The following is a 15,872-nucleotide window of genomic DNA, read 5'->3' on the forward strand; positions in this document are numbered from 1 at the left end:
AGGGCCGGGCGGCGTTCCGTTCTTCCAAGTGACCCGCTGTAAAAGCGGAACCATTGGTGGCCGTGGCCGCAGGAATGGATATGTACTCGGTCAACAGCATTCAGGTCGACGTGATGCCGCCATCGCTGGCAAGCCAGCTCCCACAGGGATCGGGTACATCCGCGAAACTCAGGTTGGCTGTCAGGCCGTCTTCGCTGGCAAGCCAGCTCCTACAAGAAATCGGTGCATCCGCGAGAGTCAACTCGGCCAGCCGTAAGGCAGCCTGGAAGAGCCAGTTGAGGACTTCCCCTCAACCTTCCACAGGGAGCGCTATAGTTAATGGCCTTGGGGATATGCACGAAAACCGATGTCACAGGTGCTGCCATGAACAAGACCGAACAGACGCTGTTGCTTGCCCTTTGCCTGACCGCCGCCACCTGTGCACACGCGCAGGACGCCCCGATGCAGACCGAGCAGTCGAGCAGTGAATTCAGCTATTACGGGGCCGACCAACCTTTCGCCCACCCCGCCCCTCCGACGTTGAGCACCGTGCCGCCGGGCTCATACATTCCGACATCACCCCAGACATTCATCCCGGTGTCGAGCGAGCACGTGTTTTACGACTCCCGGTTGCCGACGGTGGCCGATGCCACCGTTCGCGTATTCATTCGCACCTACGATGAAGAGCACGGTGTCTACGTGAACCAGGAAGTCTTCGACCCGACGTGCATGCGGGCTTGCCTGAGCAGCCCAGGCCCGGCGCTGCAGGGCTCGCAACTGTAGGAGCAAAGCTTGCTCGCGATAGCGCCGTGTCAGGCAACAGGTGTTTTATTGAACGATCGCCATCGCGAGCAAGCTTTGCTCCTACAGAAAAGTGCATCTTTCTCCCTACCACTGGCGTTTGTCCGGGCGCGCAAGGCCGAGTTTTTCTATGCGGTAACGCAGCATGTCGCGGCTCAGGCCCAGCAGCCGTGCGGACTTGGTGACGTTCCAGTCGGTCTTGTCGAGCATCTTGCGCACCATGTCGCGCTCGACCTCCGGCAGGTTCATCGACTCGGTGCCGCTGTAGACCGGACGCGGGTCGCCGTTTGGCGCCTCGTGCTGAAACAGCGGCGGCTCATCCACCAGGCTCAGGCACACGTTCAGCTGATGGGCGGCGATGACATCGTGTTGCGCCAGCAGCACGGTCTGCTCCAGCATGTTGCGCAATTCACGCACATTGCCCGGCCAGCTGTAGTTGAGCAGCAGCTCTTCGGCCTGATCGCTGAAGCGCAGGTGCGGTTTGCCATAACGCTTGCCATGGGCCGCCAGGAAGTGCCGGGCCAGCAACAGGATGTCTTCGCCGCGGGCATACAGGCGTGGCACCTTGATCGAGATGATGCGCAGGCGGAAAAACAGGTCGCGGCGGAACTTGCCCTGCTGGACCATTTGTTCGAGGTTGCAGTTGGTGGCGCTGATCACCCGCAGATCGACCTTGCGCTCCTTGACTGCGCCGACCCGGCGAATCGTCCGGTCCTCCAGCAGCTTGAGCAATTTGGCCTGCAGGATGAGGTCCATTTCCCCCACTTCGTCAAGAAACAACGTGCCACCGTCGGCCGCTTCCACCAGCCCCACGCGACGGTCCTTGGCGTCGGTGAAGGCGCCCTTCTCGTGACCGAACAGCTCCGACTCCACCAGGTTGGCCGGAATCGAAGCGCAGTTGAATTCGATGAACGGCCCCTTGGCGCGCGGGCCGTCGAAATGCAGGGCACGGGCCACCAGTTCCTTGCCGGTGCCGGTCTCGCCTTCCACCAACACCGGCGGCAGATCGGTATTGGCCATCCGGCGCTCGGCGTCGAGCAATTGGGCAATGGTGCCTTTGAGGTAAACCATCGGCGCCGATTCGCCGATCAGCGCCTGCACCCCGGACTTCTGCGCTTCGCGTTCCTGATAGAACGACAACGTGCGCTCCATCCGTTCGGCGGCCAGGGCCTTGTCCAGCAGCAGCTTGAGCTCCGGCAGCGCGACCGGTTTGGTCACATAGTGGAAAGCGCCTTCCTTCATCGCCACCACGGCGTCCTCGACGTTGCCGTAGCCGGTCATCATGATCACTTTCAGATCCGGCGCGCTGATGCGCAGCTTTTGGATCAGGTCATGACCACTCATGCCCGGCAACGAATTGTCGGTCAGCACCACATCGGGAACGAAAGCCCTCAATTGCTCCAGTGCGTCTTCAGCCGAGTGGCAGACGGTCACCTCGAAGTCCTTGCGCTCCAGGTAGGTCTGGATATTCTCGGCGAGGAGTTCATCATCCTCGACCAGCAGAATGCTGTGTTCCATATTCCCCTCCCGTTGCCACTTTAAAATTCAGACAAACGCGGGTTCCTTCCTGCTCCTGGCTGGTCAGTTCGACCGAGCCTTCGAAACGCTCCATTATTCTTTTGACCAGAGCCAGGCCCACGCCCAGCCCCCCTTGTTTGGTGGTGAAGAACGGCTTGAAGACCATTTGCTGTTGCTGCTTGCTCATGCCCTTGCCGGTGTCGTTGAGAATCATGCTCACCTGCCCGGGGGCGGGTGTTTCAATATCGATACTCAACACACCACCCGTAGGCATGGCTTCCAGGGCATTGGCAAACAGGCTATTGAGTATTTGCGTGAGCAGCATCTGTTGGCTGACGACCGGTGGAACGTTTTCGGGCGTGAAGCGCACCTCAACGTTCGAGCGTTTGATCAACGGTTCGAAGGCCCCCAGGGTATCTTCGATGGTCAGGACCAGATCGACGTCTTCATGATCATCATTCACCGGCCGCAACGACACCAGCAACTCGCGCACCCAGCGCGACATGCGATCAACCTGGCTGATGATGTCGCCGATGTTTTTCTGCGCGGTCTGGCTGGCGATTTCCTGGGCCAGTTCGGCGCTGGAACGGATATTGGCCAGCGGGTTGCGCAGGCTGTGGGCGACGGCCGAAGACATCTCCCCCAAGGCGACGAAGGTTTCATTGGCGACCAATTGTTTTTGCTGGCTCTGCAACAGCATCGCCGCCCGCCGCACGATCCAGAACAACCCCAGGTAGATCATCGCCCCGCCCAGCAGGGTCGCCAGCCAGATCGCCTTGAACCCGCGCTGGATGCGTTCCACCAGGTCCACCGGTTCCTTGTAGATTTCCACCATGGCGATCACTTTGCTTCTGTCGGCATTGAACATCGGGATGTAGTTCTCGACGAACAGATATTGCGGTTCACGCAGCAAGCGTTGCTCAGGCTTTTCTTCATCAATTTCGTGGTAGCTGGTGGACACCGGCTCCTTCATTTCGAAGGACTCGTCCAGTTCCTCGTCGTCCTTGATGCGCACGCCGATCAGCTCAGGGTTGGTCGACCAGACCACGGTGCGATCGAGGGCGTATACGGTGGCCAGCAGAATGTCCGGCAGGTGCTCTACATGATCGAGGAACTCGCTGCGAGCGTTGGCACGGGCCGCCGGGGACACATCGGGGTCGGCGTTGTCCTGGCGCGGATCAAGCATCTCGCCCATGGTCCGCTTCGGGTCGATCTTGGCATGGCGGATTTCCGCATCGCCGATGGCCTGAATGAACTGCGCGGTCAGCATCGAATCGCGCTTGATGCTCTCCTCCACCACAAAGCGCGTGGAAATGTAGCCCAGCCCCAGCGCCACGGCGGCGATGATGAAAAAGCTCGCCAGCGAAAACCAGCGCACCAGGTTGAACGGTGGCCGCCAATCCTTGCCATGCGCTGCCGGTGTCGTGAGCGCAGCGGTTTTTTGTTCTTTTAGTATCTGCATGGGGACCGTCCTGATTGCTGGTCTTCAAGCCTTTTCAGCCGCGTTTCGGATCAGTGTAGGTGGCATTGATAACAACGACGGAGCATTGAAGGTATTTCGCCACTATTCAACCTCAGTCTGTACCTTGGAGCTGCCGGGTGCTGCGATTGCGTGATGGTGTTCGGGCTCTTCGTTACCGGCGGCCAACGCGTTGGCCGGCGGATGCTGGCGATCGGTTTCCGCTTGTAGAAAATCGATGATCGACTGCGCCGAATGCTCATCCATGCGCAGGTTGGGCATCGGGATTTTGCTGAAGCGTTCGAACAGCTCCATGGCAATCGGGTCTTTTTCCGCGAGCATGCGGTCCGGCTCACGAATCCAGCGGTTGAGCCAGGCGGGATCGCGTTGTCGGGTCACGCCGATCAGGTCCGGGCCGATGCTGCGCAGGCCGATGCCTTGCCCGTCCAGCGGGCCGAGGCTGTGGCACGACGCGCAACGGGTACGAAACAGTTCTTCGCCATTGCTGGGCGGACGGATTTCGGGGGCATTGGCATAGCTTTCGCCAGCGCTCGGTTGTTTCCAGTTATGCAGGGTGTTGGCCAGTTGATCGGCCAGAATCCACGGGTTCTCGAAGGGTGAGGCTTTCATCCAGCGCCCCGTTTGCTGGTTGCCGACGATCAGGCTCAGGTTGTGGTCCTTGCTGCGACCGTTGTCGACGCCTTCGATGAACAACCCGAGCTTTTGCCGCAGCTCGGTGACATCGGCAAATTCCCCGGTGAGGAACTGCCAGCCCGGCCCGACCTGGAATCGCTGCGAATAGGCCTTGAGCACGGCGGGGGTGTCGCTCAAGGGGTCGATGCTGATGGAGTAGAAAAAGATGTCCTTGCCGACCCGGTCGCCGAGCAATTTCTGCACCTGGCGCAGGCGCGCGGTTTCCAGCGGGCAAGAGTCGCTGCACGAGGTGAAGATGAAGTTAATCACCACCACCTTGCCCTTGATCAGGTCATCGAAAAAACGCACCTGCCGACCGTCCTGGTCGGTCAGCAGGGTGTTGGGGAAATAGTCGCCACCCCACGGGGTGGCGGATTCAGTGTCGGCTGCTTTCTCGGCAATTGCGGTTGCAATTGCTTCTACCGAGGTGGGTGCGGGTGTGGGTGTCGACGGTGCCTGGTTGGCGACCAGCAGCCGGCTCGCCAGCAAACCGGTGACCAATATCAGCACCAGGTGCATTCCCAAGGCGCGTGAGCGCGGTGTATTCAACTTCATGTCGACACCCTCCCGGTTCATTTCTTGACCGCTACTTTTGGCCCCATGCCGTCGCCGGTACGGAAGGTTGGCAGTGCGGCAGAGTTCACGTAGCGCACACCATCCCAGCTTGGCAGCGGTGTTGGCATCAACTGGAATTGACCGGGCTTCTCAATGTCCCAACGCAGCAGCATCGAGTTATCTTCGTGCTGGGTGTTGTGACAGTGCTCCATGTAGGTCCCGGCGAACTCACGGAAGTTGATCGCCATTTCCACATTGTCCAGGCCATCGCTTTCCGAGCCGATGCGGTACACGTCCTTGCGTGCCCATTTTTCCCATTCCGGTGGTGCCTTGCCGCCACGGCTGAGGATGATCCCCTCCTCGAAGTGCACGTGTACCGGGTGGCTCCAGCCGCTGCCGCCAAGCCTGATGTTCCACACTTCCAAGGTGCCAAAGCCACTGGTGCCGGCATCGGTAGGACCGTTTTTCAACTGGGTGGCCGCGTTCAGGCGACGAGGGTCCATGTGGTAGCCGAAGCCACCATCGGTCTTGACCGTCCAGGGTGCCTCATCGGTGCCGTCGGAACGACCGAAGGTGTAAGTGCGGTGACGGGCATTGGCCAGCAGCGCCATGTCGGCGGGGTTATCGCGATGGATTTTCAGCGGGATCATCACCAGGCCTGCAGCCTTGCCCGGTTTGGCCGGCTCGTACAGCGCCGGGTCCATGGCCAGGTCCTGACCGGTGTAGGCCTTGACGTTGAGCTGCAACACCTTGCCCACCGCCGGGTCGCCCCTGTCCCACTGCGGTCCCTTGCTCGTTTGCTTGATCACCGCCAGGTACTTCTCGGACAGCACGTCGGCCAAGGGGATCGGCTCTTTCGGGCCTTTGCCGTTGTCGTGGGCCAGCAGGTTGACGAAGAAAATCTTGTCCCCCGGCTTGATGCCGTTTTTCGCGAAGTTGACGATGATGTCGAAACGCTCGGCAATGCCCTGGGTTGGCAGGATCGCGTTGTGGTTCTGTTTATCGCCATCGCCGTCCAGGTCCATGGTGCCGTCGAACGGCACGCTGTGCTCCATGATGTTGCCGTCGTTGGCAATCATGTGGAACGGCACCCGGGCATAGGACACACCCGAGCCTTTAGGCCCCTGGAACTCGCCACTGGTGCCCTTGATTTCACGCACGAGCGCAAATTTGTAGTAACGCGACACCGAGCCGTTGAGCATACGGAACCGATAGCTGCGGGCCCGTACATCCAGGGTCGGTTTCCAACCCCAGTTGACCACCACCTGGTCACCGAGGAAGCCGTCGGTGTTGAACGGGTTGAACCACAGCTGACCGTTCTGATCCCACGCCTTGTCGGCGAACAACAGGTTGACGTCGTAGTCGCGGTTACCCCAAGGCAAGGCGCTGCCGCTGGGGAAACGCAGGTTGACGCCGTCGTTCACCGACTCGTTGCCACGGTCCAGGGCGCTGTAGTAATTCATCATCGCCGCGTTGCCCTTGTAGACGTTCTGCGCGGTGAAATCGAGCATGTGGTCGTGGAACCAGTGGGTGCTCATGGTTTCGCGCCAGTCGCCGCGAATCTTGATCGTGCCATGGTCGCAAGTCTTCAGACCCGGGCTCATGTCATTGGTCCACAGGGTTTCGCCCGGCGAGCACGGGAACGCCGCACGCGGATCTTCAGCCTTGGTGTTGATGGTGTCGTAACCGGCCAGCTGGATCGGCCAGCGGTAGTCGTAATACTGCCCGGGGAAGAAAAACGCGTTGGCATAACCATCGCTTTCCGCCGGTGCGTGACCATTGTGTTCATGGGTGGTGATGGTATGCAGACCGAAACCCATGTTGGCCGACGGGTCGATAGGCAGGCCGTTGTAATGGCGCATGAGCACCGGCTGACCGTAACGCACCATCAACAGTTTGGGTGGCAGTGTGCCGTCAAAGGTCCACACCGAGTTGTGTTTCTGCACCGGCATCAGCGGATGCAGACGCGGCTCGACGCCCTTGGCGGTGCCATCCGTTGCCTGTATTCCCGCGACGTTGTGATAGAGACCACCGGGGCCGAACTCACCCATGGCGTAGTGGTGCATCTGCCGATTGTCACGCAAGCCGCCGTTGGTCCGTATACCGGTCTGCACGGTCTTGTAGGCGTTCTGCGGGTAGAACTCGTTCCAGCGCTGATGGGACCAACCTTTTCCTGGTGGACGGCCTTCGGCGGAAGAGCCGATGTGGCGGTTGAGGAATTGCTCGATCTGCGCCTGCCATGGGTTGCGGTCAACCGAGTTGGAATACTGGCTGGGGAACGGTGTCAAGCCGGGTTGGCGCAAGAAGGTATCGAGTGCCAGGCTTGGCGGCGCACTGCGCGCAGCACTGGTGGGGTCCTGTTGTGGCAGCGGGCCGATTGCCGGGGCAGGAAACGGCAGGGGCGCTGCCGGCGTGGTGGGGTCGAGTTTTTCCGGTCCGAATTCCTCGAACAGCATCATTTGCTGGGTGAATGGCTGAGCTCCGAACAAAGGGCTGGGCTTGCCATTGGTGGGGTAGTTGAAACTGGTCTGCTGTGCCGGCGGAAGCTGGTTTTCTACCCGCGTCTCGTCGCGGTTGCCTTTGACGCCATCAGGCAAATCGAAGGCATCCTGGTTGGCCTCCGGCATGCTCAGGATGGCGTTCAACGCCGCTGGCTCGTCGGCTGGTTCGTTCTGGTAAGCCGAAGGATCGGACGGTTCTGGCTGTCGCTCGTCGTCGATCGGGCTTGCACGCAACATCCCTGTGCTTATTGTCATTGCTAGGGCGACGCTCAAAGGCGTCAATAACCACTTGAAGGGATACCGCGCTTTTCTGTCCATCACCAGCCGCCTCGTATGTGTGAAGGGGGTGATGGTGGTTTTGCAATTCTCTCGCCAAATTTGTAACTGGTTTATACAAAAGAATTAATACCCAACAAAACAATGGCTTATCAACATCAATGTGCCATGACCGGGAGAAAACGACTGGGGAATGACACCCGCTAGCGGGGAAAGTTCGCCCCCATTTTCAGGGGCCTCAGACGGCGTGCTGTGTGCACGCGATCCTTTGTAGGAGCTGGCTTGCCAGCGAAAGCGGTGGGTCAGTTAATACATTTATTGTCTGAAGGAGCGCATTCGCTGGCAAGCCAGCTCCTACAGGGGGGGAACGCGTATCCTTGCTTCAGGGAACCAACCTGAACGACAAGCGGACTCGAGTGCCCTCGCCTTCGCGGCTGTCCAGGGTCACCGCGCCGCCGAAACGCTCCATGATCCGCTTGACCAGCACCAGCCCGACACCGAGCCCACCCTGCTTGGTGGTGAAAAATGGCCGGAACGCCATATTGCGTTGCTCTTCGCTCATGCCTTTGCCGGTGTCGCTGACCACCATGCTTACGCCATGGGAATGGGCCGGTTCCAGGGTGATGGCCAGGGTACCGTCTTCATCCATGGCCTCCAGCGCATTGGCCAGCAAACTGTTGAGGATTTGCGTCAGTTGCACCTGCTGGCTCATCACCATGGGCGCTTCTTTGGGTTCGAACACCACCCTGACCCGGGCCTTGGCGATCTGTTGTTCGAAGGCCATCAGGCTGTCATGCAAAGCCGCCACCAGATTGACCGGCTCGGCATCGTCATTGAGCGGCCTCAGGGATTGCAGCAACTCCCGTACCCAGGTCGACATGCGATCGACCTGGTTAATGATGTCCTTGATGTTCTTGTGCGCCGGGCCACTGTCGAACTCCAGCGCCAACTCGGCGCTTGAGCGAATGGTCGCCAAAGGATTGCGCAGACTGTGGGCCACCGCCGATGACATCTCGCCCAGGGCAACGAAGGTCTCATTGGTGATCAGTTGCTTTTGCTGCGTCGCCAGCAAAATCGCCGCACGACGCACGATCCAGTACAACCCGAAATAAATCAGGCCACCGCCCAGGGCCGTGGCCAGCCAGATCATCACCAGGCCACGCTCCATGCGGCTGATCAGGTCCTTGGGTTCCTTGTAGATCTCGACCATTGCCGTGACGGTCTTGCCGTCGGCGTCAAACAGCGGAATGTAGTTCTCGATGAAGATGTATTCCGGTGGGGTGACGAACTTCTGCTCCATGCGCGACTTGTCCACATCGTGGTAACTGGCCGACACCGGAGTCTTATTAATGAAGGCTCGATCGAGGTCCTCGTCGGCATGGATGGTGGTGCCCATCAACGCCGGGTTGGTCGACCAGATCACCATGCGATCGGGGGCATAAATGTTGGCGAGGATCACGTCCGGCAAGTGTTCGATGTGGTCGAGGAACTCGCCACGGACATCGGCTCGCGCCAGCGGATCGACGTCGGGAAAGTCCCGGTCCTTGCGTGGGTCCAGCATCTCGCCCATGGTCCGCACATTGGGAATCGACACATGGCGTACTTCGGCCGAAGCAATCGCCTGAATGAACTGCGACGTCAACAGTGCATCGCGCTGCACGCTTTCGGTAATCACGAACTTGGTCGACACCGAACCCAACGCCACCGCCACGGTGCCGATCACCGCCATGCTGATGAGCGAAAACCAGCGCAGCAGATTGAACGGCTGTTTGCGCGTGCTCAAGCGAATATCGCCCTTGTCGGATTCAAGCGTTCTTGCCAGCGTGGTCATGTAGGTATTGTCCCGGACTGCCCCTATAGGTTTATAGCCCAGTGCTAGCCGTTTGCCCGATTGTGGGTGCCTTTCTCCCCACTTTCCCCACCCTGTCCTGCTGCCCCCATCCACCCCCAAACCTGGGGAAAGAGGCCCGTTAGTACTAGTGGGGGAAGCGCCTCCCTTTGCCTGGTGAACGCCTGTATACCGGGCCTCTCACGGCCAATTTTGCTTATTGGCATGGGAGTTGCCGAAGTCCTGCCAACTGACCCATATCCAAGGGGCAGGTACTTTGATAGAGGGATTACTCATGCACCCTTTACTGTCCAAGACCGCGACCGTCCTGGTCGTGACCGCTCTGGCCCAAGGCGTTGCGCAGGCTGCACTGTTTGCTGTAGACAAGGGACCCTACCTGCCAACCACTGGTAACTTCGCTTCCTGGTATCAGGACACCCATGGTCGAACCCTCGACCTGTGCCTGTCCAAGGCTGTCAGTTCCAGGGTTCCAAGCGCTCCGGGCGCTCCAACCTACATGTGCAATTTGCTGCCAAACCCCGGCATTTTCGATGACACCAAACCCGTCGTTTTCCCGGGCAATTTTCCCGATGAAGCGTTCTGGTTCTCCGGCGACGGATCGATCGTCGACGCCGCCCGAGGTATCGACCTGACCTATGTCAGCGCCCTCGAAGCCGCCTTCAGCGGAGGCGACCCGCTCGAAGGCGATCAGATCAGTTTCGCCCGTATCCGCATCCGGGTCGACGTGCCCACTGCCGGCACCTACACCATCACCCACCCCTACGGCGTCGACATATTCGACGTTCCCGCCGGTGGGAAGCGCGCGATCAACATGACCCGGGACATCGGCATCGGCGCGCCGAAAACCTACGACGGTGCGCTCAAGGGTGACGTCGGTCCCTTCCTGCGCAGCGTCGGCGGCCCCTACACCGAGACCAACCCGGTCACCGGTCAGGCCGAGCAGTTCGTTGGCGACCCGAACCTTTCAGAAGCCTTTACCGGCAGCCCGTTCAACACCAACTACATCCGCATCGAAGGGCCTAACGGGCTGGACTTGCGCACGACGGTGATGGCCATTTCCGGCAAGTTGTCGACGGTGGTGCGCCCCACTCCGATGATCACCGAGCGCAGCACTTATTCGCGCAAAACTGGCACAAGTGCCCCGGTGGCCCAGCAGGACGTGTTCGTCATGGCCCCGCCACTGCCGGCCACCGTGACCCTGGACAGCAACAATCCTGCGCTGAGCCTGACCGAGGCTGACAGCACAGGCCACTGGTACGCCCAGTCGGCAACCAACCCGACGTTACCGAGCACCCTGCAGGTGACCGCCGACAACCACCTGGCCATCGCCAGCAGTACGCCGACAACGTTGCCTTCGCCGTTGACCGACCTGGTGGTGATCTCACGTGCCGAGTACAGCCTGAGCTCCGGAAAAATCACCGTTGAGGCTTCAACCAGCGATGAAACATCGCCACCGGTACTCACCGCCACCACCGGCTCGGGTGCCCTGATCGGCGCCCTCAGCGGCGGCGGCGCGGTGCAAACCTTGTCCACCGGAATCTCACCGATTCCTCCGGCCAAAGTCCAGGTGACGTCATCCAATGGCGGCAGCGATACCGAAGAAGTGGTCATCGTGCAATGAACGCTCACATGACCAGATCCTCATCAGGAGGCATCATGAATAAATTGCCACGCCTGGCGCTCAACGCCCTGGGACTGACTCTATCGCTGTCCGGCAGTGCTTTCGCTCAATTGGCTGCCGTCGACCCCGGCCCCTATACCTTTGCTACGGGTAAATTCCCGATCTGGTATCAGGACAAAAATCTGCTGTCGATGGAACTGTGCCAGTCCCGGGCCATCAGCTCGCGAGTGGGGGCTACCACACCACCGGCCTACATGTGCACCCTGCTGCCGACCCCGGGCATTTTCGACGACACCCTGCCGATGGTGTTCCCGGATAACTGGCCAGACGAAGCCTTCTGGTTCCTCGCCGAAACCAACATTCCCAACAACGCCGCCGGTTATGGAATGGACGCCTACGTGGCGGGGATAGAAGCGGCATTCGCCGGCGGAAATCCGCTCGATGGCGATCAAATCAGTTTTGCGCGAATTCGCATGCGGATTAACGTGCCCGTCGCCGGGACCTACACCATCACCCACCCTTATGGCGTGGAAACGGTGAACGTCACGACACCTGGTCGTCGCGCCATCAACATCACCCGGGACATCGGCATCGGTGCGCCGGGGAATTTCAGCGGGGCATTGAACGGTGCCATCGGGCCATTCCTGCGCAGCATCAGAGCCCCCTACACCGAAATGAACCCGGACACCGGCGCTATCGAAACCTTTGTCGGCGACCCGAACCTCACCGAACAGGTCACCGGCAGCCCCAATAACACCAACTTTGTGCGCATCCAGGGTCCGGCCGGGACCATCGAGACCAACCTGTTCACCGTGGCAGGCAAAGTCCTCGACAGCCGTGCGCAAACACAGGTGGACCTCAGCCGTGCAACCTACCGGCGTACTGCCTCGGGTACCGGTACCGGCGTCAGCACTCAGGTCGAAGTTTTCGGCAAAGCGAGCAACAGCTCGAAGTTGTGCTTCCGTGAAACCGTCGCCCTGGTACCCGCCACACCGCCTACGCCATGCCTGATCAACATGAGGGGTGACAACAACGGACTGTTTTTTGAGCAGCATCAGATCGATGGTCCCGTGCCTGCGGTGGTGGTGCTCACCGCCACCAATCCGGCCGGAACCACCCGCCCTACCTCTGTATCGAGCAAGCTCACCGACCTGGTGAAAATCCAGACCGCTCGCTACAACTGGAGCAATCACAGCCTGCTGATCGAAGCCACGTCCACTGATGAAGTGGTCGTGCCAGACATGGTTGCCCAGGGTTACGGACGCCTGACAAAAGCCGGGACACTGCAAAGCCTGACCGTCTCCGATCTGAAGCAGCCTCCGGCCAGCGTCACCGTCAAGTCCGCCGCCGGCGGCAGCGACACCGAGCCGGTGGTGGTGGTCGGCACGGCGCCGGATACCGGGGAGAACAAGGCACCGATCGCCGTCGCCGACAGCGGCAGCACCAACTTCGGGGTGCCGCTCACGCTCAACCTGCTGGCCAACGACAGCGACCCTGACGGCAACACGCCGCTGAGCATCACCGCGCTGTCCCAACCGGCCGCCGGCCAGGGCACCGTGGCGCTGAGCGGAACGACCGCCGTCATCTACACCCCGCCGGCGGTGGTCAATGCACCGCTGACCACGACCTTTACCTACAAGGCCCAAGACGCCAAAGGCCTGGCCTCGACCGCTCCGGCGACCGTGACCATTACCGTGGCGCCCAACCGGCCGCCAGTGGCCAATGCCGACAGCGTCGCGACCCAGGGTGTACCGGTAGCGATCAACGTACTGGCCAATGACACCGATCCGGAAGGCAACGTACCGCTGGCCGTCGTCAGCGTGACGCAACCGGCTGGGGGTCAAGGCACCGTCACCACGAATGGCGCGACGGTCACCTACAACCCACCGGCGGTTGTCCTGCTGCCCTTCACTACGACCTTCACCTACATCGCCAGGGACAGCTTCGGCGCCCAGTCGACACCCGCCACGGTCACGGTGCAAGTCTCGCCAATACCAGCGCTGGACAGCATCACGGTGACGACGGCCACGGTGGCAGCACGTGCCAACAACCGCTTTACCTGGACCTTCAGTGGTACCTCGACGGGGGTCCTCCTGAACTCGGTCACCGTCCAGGTCACCACACCGACCGGACTGGTCACCCTGGGCTCCGCCCCAGTGGGTCTGACCGGGCGCTGGACACTGACGGTCACCAACGCGATCGCCCCATCGCTCAATCCGACGGCGATCATCCGTTCAACCCTGGGCTCGGTACGCAACGTCACCGTCACCGTGCAATAAGCGCCAGCCCCCACCGGCCGGTACAGCCGGTGGGGCAAGCCGACAACCAAGGACGTCACCATGAAAACGCCGACCACCGCCCTGCTCTGCCTGCTTCTGCTTTGCAGCAGCGCAGGCGTGCGTGCCGACGACTTGATGGAAAACGATGACCTGGCGCCTGCCGCCGATCTCGGCGAGCTGCCACCACCGGTGGGCCAGCATGCACTGATCGACCAGAACGGCCAGGCCAACATCGCGCTGTTGCAACAGAACGGCCAATCGCTGCTCGGCGAGATCGTGCAGTCCGGCAGCAATCAGGAAGCCTACATCCTGCAGCAAGGTAGCGACCTGATGGCCTTGATCAACCAGCAAGGTTCCGGCAATGCCGCGTCCATCACCCAGACCGGCAGCCACAACCGCGCGCAGATATCCCAGAACGGCAACAACAACGACGCCAACATCGTCCAGGCCGGCACGGGGCAGCAGAGTGCTGTGACCCAGGCAGGAAATGGAATGAGCGTATCGGTCACTCAATTTCGCTAAAGCACTGCACCCTTTGGAGGTTCCATCATGTTCAAACTTGCGCCCCTTACCGCCGCCATACTGGTCATTGTCAGTGCCCAGGCGATGGCCGACGACAGCGTGTCCACCCAAAACCAGAGCGGTGACGCCAACATTGCCGATGTGAAGCAAAACGCGGCACCGTTCAGTACCATCACCCAGCAGCAACTGGGCCAGGGCAACAACGCAGCTGCCGTGCAAGACACAGCCACCACCACCATTACCCAGACCCAGACCGGCGACTACAACGCCGGCTACGCCGAGCAGTTGTACGAGGACAGCAGCACCATCACCCAGGACCAGGTCGGCAGCTACAACACCAGCCATGCCAGCCAATCGATCGGTGTGGGTGCCAGCGAAGCCCTGCAGCAACAGCAAGGCAGCGGCAACTTCTCGTTCATCTATCAGGACAGCCAGGACGGCACTTCCGGCAAGACTTACCAGTACGGTGACGGCAACGAAGCCAACATCGAACAGATCCAGTTCGGCACGGCCAACAACGCGGTGATCATCCAATACGGCACCACCAACTACGCCACCGCCGAACAAATCGGCCAGATGTCCGGCCAGATCGACATCAACCAGGCCGGCACCAGCAACTATGCCTACGGCGACCAGCGCTACAGTGAAGGCGGCACCCAGTCCATCAATCAGTATGGCGACGGCAACGGCTCCGAAGTCTGGCAAGACACCCAACTCACCAGCCAGGTCACCATCAACCAGTACGGCAACACCAACGAAACCATCGTCGACCAGAGCTTCGGCGAAAACAACGTGGCCAATGTGCTGCAAGTCGGCGACCTCAACGCCATCTACGCCGACCAGTTCGAGTCCCTCAATTCCCTCGTCACGCTCTATCAACAGGGCGACGGCAACGTGCACTTCACCTACCAGAGCGGCGACAGCCAGGTCATCAACGCCACCTCGGTGGGTAACGACAACAAGGTCTACGCCAGCAACTGGAAAGGCCCGCAACTGGGCGGCCAATTCGGCTACAACCAGCTCGCCACCGTCAAACAGACCGGCGACGGCAACGTCGCCAGCTTCAAACAGGATGGCGTCGGCCAAGTCATGACCACCAACCAGACCGGCTACGGCAACAAAACCACGATCAGCCAGGCCGATTCCTATAACGAGCTGTACTTCGACCAGAACGGCACCGACAACATCCTGATCGCCGACCAGCGCGGCACCACCAACCTGGCCCAGGGCACCACCAACGGCACCGGCAACAGCACCGAGTTCAACCAGGAAGGCACCGGCAACCAGGCGTACACCACGCAGCTGTGGGGCGACGACAACATGATCACCGTCAAGCAGGCTGACACCATGAACGTGGCCTACGTCACCCAGGGCGGCACCGGCAACATCGCCAATGTCGACCAAAGCGGCATGACCCAGACCGCCACCATTCAACAGACCGGTAACTACAACCAGGCAACCGTGATGCAACAATAATTGTGTGGCATGAAAAAAACCGCGGCTCTTGGGGGAGGGTCGCGGTTTTTTTATGGCTGTACATATAGCCCTTGCAGGTCAACCTTGTGGATCGAGGTTATCCAAAGCCCGATTCACCGCCAGATCCGCCAGCATGATCACCTGCTGGATACCCAGCAATGTGCTGCGCTGCGGACCGTCCAGAAAGGTCGCCAGATCGCTGGACATGATGCTGGCGGAGGCCAGGGATTCACAGGCGTGGGCGAGCAGGTCTTCGGTTCTGATGTTTGGGGCGATGTGAAAGAGAGTGCTGGGGTTGTGGGGGGTGGTGGATTTGAGGATGGCGGGTTTCAGGTGGTTTTGG

11 protein-coding genes are annotated in these 15,872 nt (G+C 60.4%); 5 read left to right on the top strand and 6 right to left on the bottom strand.

Going from position 1 to position 15,872, the window contains the following annotated elements:
• Positions 1-363 precede the first annotated feature (363 nt).
• Positions 364-762, top strand: coding sequence for a hypothetical protein (locus GPL81_RS19610; RefSeq protein WP_160108055.1), 399 nt, complete (start codon positions 364-366; stop codon positions 760-762).
• Between the two features lie 105 nt (positions 763-867).
• Here the strand turns inward: GPL81_RS19610 and GPL81_RS19615 are convergent, their stop codons facing one another.
• From GPL81_RS19615 to GPL81_RS19635, 5 genes are all read right to left on the bottom strand, one after another.
• Complete coding sequence (locus tag GPL81_RS19615; RefSeq protein ID WP_160108056.1) at positions 868-2,298, bottom strand: sigma-54-dependent transcriptional regulator; 1,431 nt, start codon at positions 2,296-2,298, stop codon at positions 868-870.
• Entirely contained in the window at positions 2,267-3,760 is a 1,494-nt protein-coding gene (locus GPL81_RS19620; protein ID WP_160108057.1) for an ATP-binding protein, read from the bottom strand. The genes GPL81_RS19615 and GPL81_RS19620 overlap by 32 nt, the downstream gene beginning before the upstream one ends.
• Positions 3,761-3,862: 102 nt before the next feature.
• Positions 3,863-5,005: an SCO family protein gene (locus GPL81_RS19625; protein WP_246218950.1), complete on the bottom strand. Its 1,143-nt coding sequence runs from the start codon at positions 5,003-5,005 to the stop codon at positions 3,863-3,865.
• Between the two features lie 17 nt (positions 5,006-5,022).
• Positions 5,023-7,824 carry a multicopper oxidase domain-containing protein gene (locus GPL81_RS19630; protein WP_160108059.1) on the bottom strand — a complete coding sequence of 934 codons (2,802 nt, stop codon included), beginning with the start codon at positions 7,822-7,824 and terminating at the stop codon, positions 5,023-5,025.
• A gap of 340 nt (positions 7,825-8,164) precedes the next feature.
• Positions 8,165-9,613 carry an ATP-binding protein gene (locus tag GPL81_RS19635; RefSeq protein ID WP_160108060.1) on the bottom strand — a complete coding sequence of 483 codons (1,449 nt, stop codon included), beginning with the start codon at positions 9,611-9,613 and terminating at the stop codon, positions 8,165-8,167.
• Between the two features lie 292 nt (positions 9,614-9,905).
• Here GPL81_RS19635 and GPL81_RS19640 point away from each other — a divergent pair, with 292 nt between their 5' ends.
• From GPL81_RS19640 to GPL81_RS19655, 4 genes are read left to right on the top strand one after another with little or no spacing between them, the layout of a single operon-like run.
• Complete coding sequence (locus tag GPL81_RS19640) at positions 9,906-11,252, top strand: hypothetical protein (protein ID WP_160108061.1); 1,347 nt, start codon at positions 9,906-9,908, stop codon at positions 11,250-11,252.
• A gap of 35 nt (positions 11,253-11,287) precedes the next feature.
• On the top strand, positions 11,288-13,531 hold the full coding sequence (locus tag GPL81_RS19645; RefSeq protein WP_160108062.1) for an Ig-like domain-containing protein: 2,244 nt from the start codon (positions 11,288-11,290) through the stop codon (positions 13,529-13,531).
• A 60-nt stretch (positions 13,532-13,591) separates the two neighbouring features.
• Complete coding sequence (locus tag GPL81_RS19650; RefSeq protein WP_160108063.1) at positions 13,592-14,053, top strand: curlin; 462 nt, start codon at positions 13,592-13,594, stop codon at positions 14,051-14,053.
• A 27-nt stretch (positions 14,054-14,080) separates the two neighbouring features.
• On the top strand, positions 14,081-15,529 hold the full coding sequence (locus GPL81_RS19655) for a curlin (RefSeq protein ID WP_160108064.1): 1,449 nt from the start codon (positions 14,081-14,083) through the stop codon (positions 15,527-15,529).
• A 78-nt stretch (positions 15,530-15,607) separates the two neighbouring features.
• On the opposite strand, the gene GPL81_RS19660 is transcribed toward GPL81_RS19655, so the two are convergent.
• Positions 15,608-15,862 carry a DUF6124 family protein gene (locus GPL81_RS19660; protein ID WP_246218951.1) on the bottom strand — a complete coding sequence of 85 codons (255 nt, stop codon included), beginning with the start codon at positions 15,860-15,862 and terminating at the stop codon, positions 15,608-15,610.
• Positions 15,863-15,872: the final 10 nt, after the last annotated feature.

The organism is Pseudomonas izuensis (assembly GCF_009861505.1).
In the GTDB taxonomy this organism is placed as follows: domain Bacteria; phylum Pseudomonadota; class Gammaproteobacteria; order Pseudomonadales; family Pseudomonadaceae; genus Aquipseudomonas; species Aquipseudomonas izuensis.

What these genes read in the sequence shown, in the direction of transcription:
- GPL81_RS19635 (WP_160108060.1), bottom strand. Translation starts at nt 9,613, where the DNA reads ATGACCACGCTGGCAAGAACGCTTGAATCCGACAAGGGCGATATTCGC.
- GPL81_RS19630 (WP_160108059.1), bottom strand. Translation starts at nt 7,824, where the DNA reads ATGGACAGAAAAGCGCGGTATCCCTTCAAGTGGTTATTGACGCCTTTG.
- GPL81_RS19615 (WP_160108056.1), bottom strand. Translation starts at nt 2,298, where the DNA reads ATGGAACACAGCATTCTGCTGGTCGAGGATGATGAACTCCTCGCCGAG.
- GPL81_RS19610 (WP_160108055.1), top strand. Translation starts at nt 364, where the DNA reads ATGAACAAGACCGAACAGACGCTGTTGCTTGCCCTTTGCCTGACCGCC.
- GPL81_RS19655 (WP_160108064.1), top strand. Translation starts at nt 14,081, where the DNA reads ATGTTCAAACTTGCGCCCCTTACCGCCGCCATACTGGTCATTGTCAGT.
- GPL81_RS19640 (WP_160108061.1), top strand. Translation starts at nt 9,906, where the DNA reads ATGCACCCTTTACTGTCCAAGACCGCGACCGTCCTGGTCGTGACCGCT.
- GPL81_RS19645 (WP_160108062.1), top strand. Translation starts at nt 11,288, where the DNA reads ATGAATAAATTGCCACGCCTGGCGCTCAACGCCCTGGGACTGACTCTA.
- GPL81_RS19625 (WP_246218950.1), bottom strand. Translation starts at nt 5,005, where the DNA reads ATGAAGTTGAATACACCGCGCTCACGCGCCTTGGGAATGCACCTGGTG.
- GPL81_RS19650 (WP_160108063.1), top strand. Translation starts at nt 13,592, where the DNA reads ATGAAAACGCCGACCACCGCCCTGCTCTGCCTGCTTCTGCTTTGCAGC.
- GPL81_RS19620 (WP_160108057.1), bottom strand. Translation starts at nt 3,760, where the DNA reads ATGCAGATACTAAAAGAACAAAAAACCGCTGCGCTCACGACACCGGCA.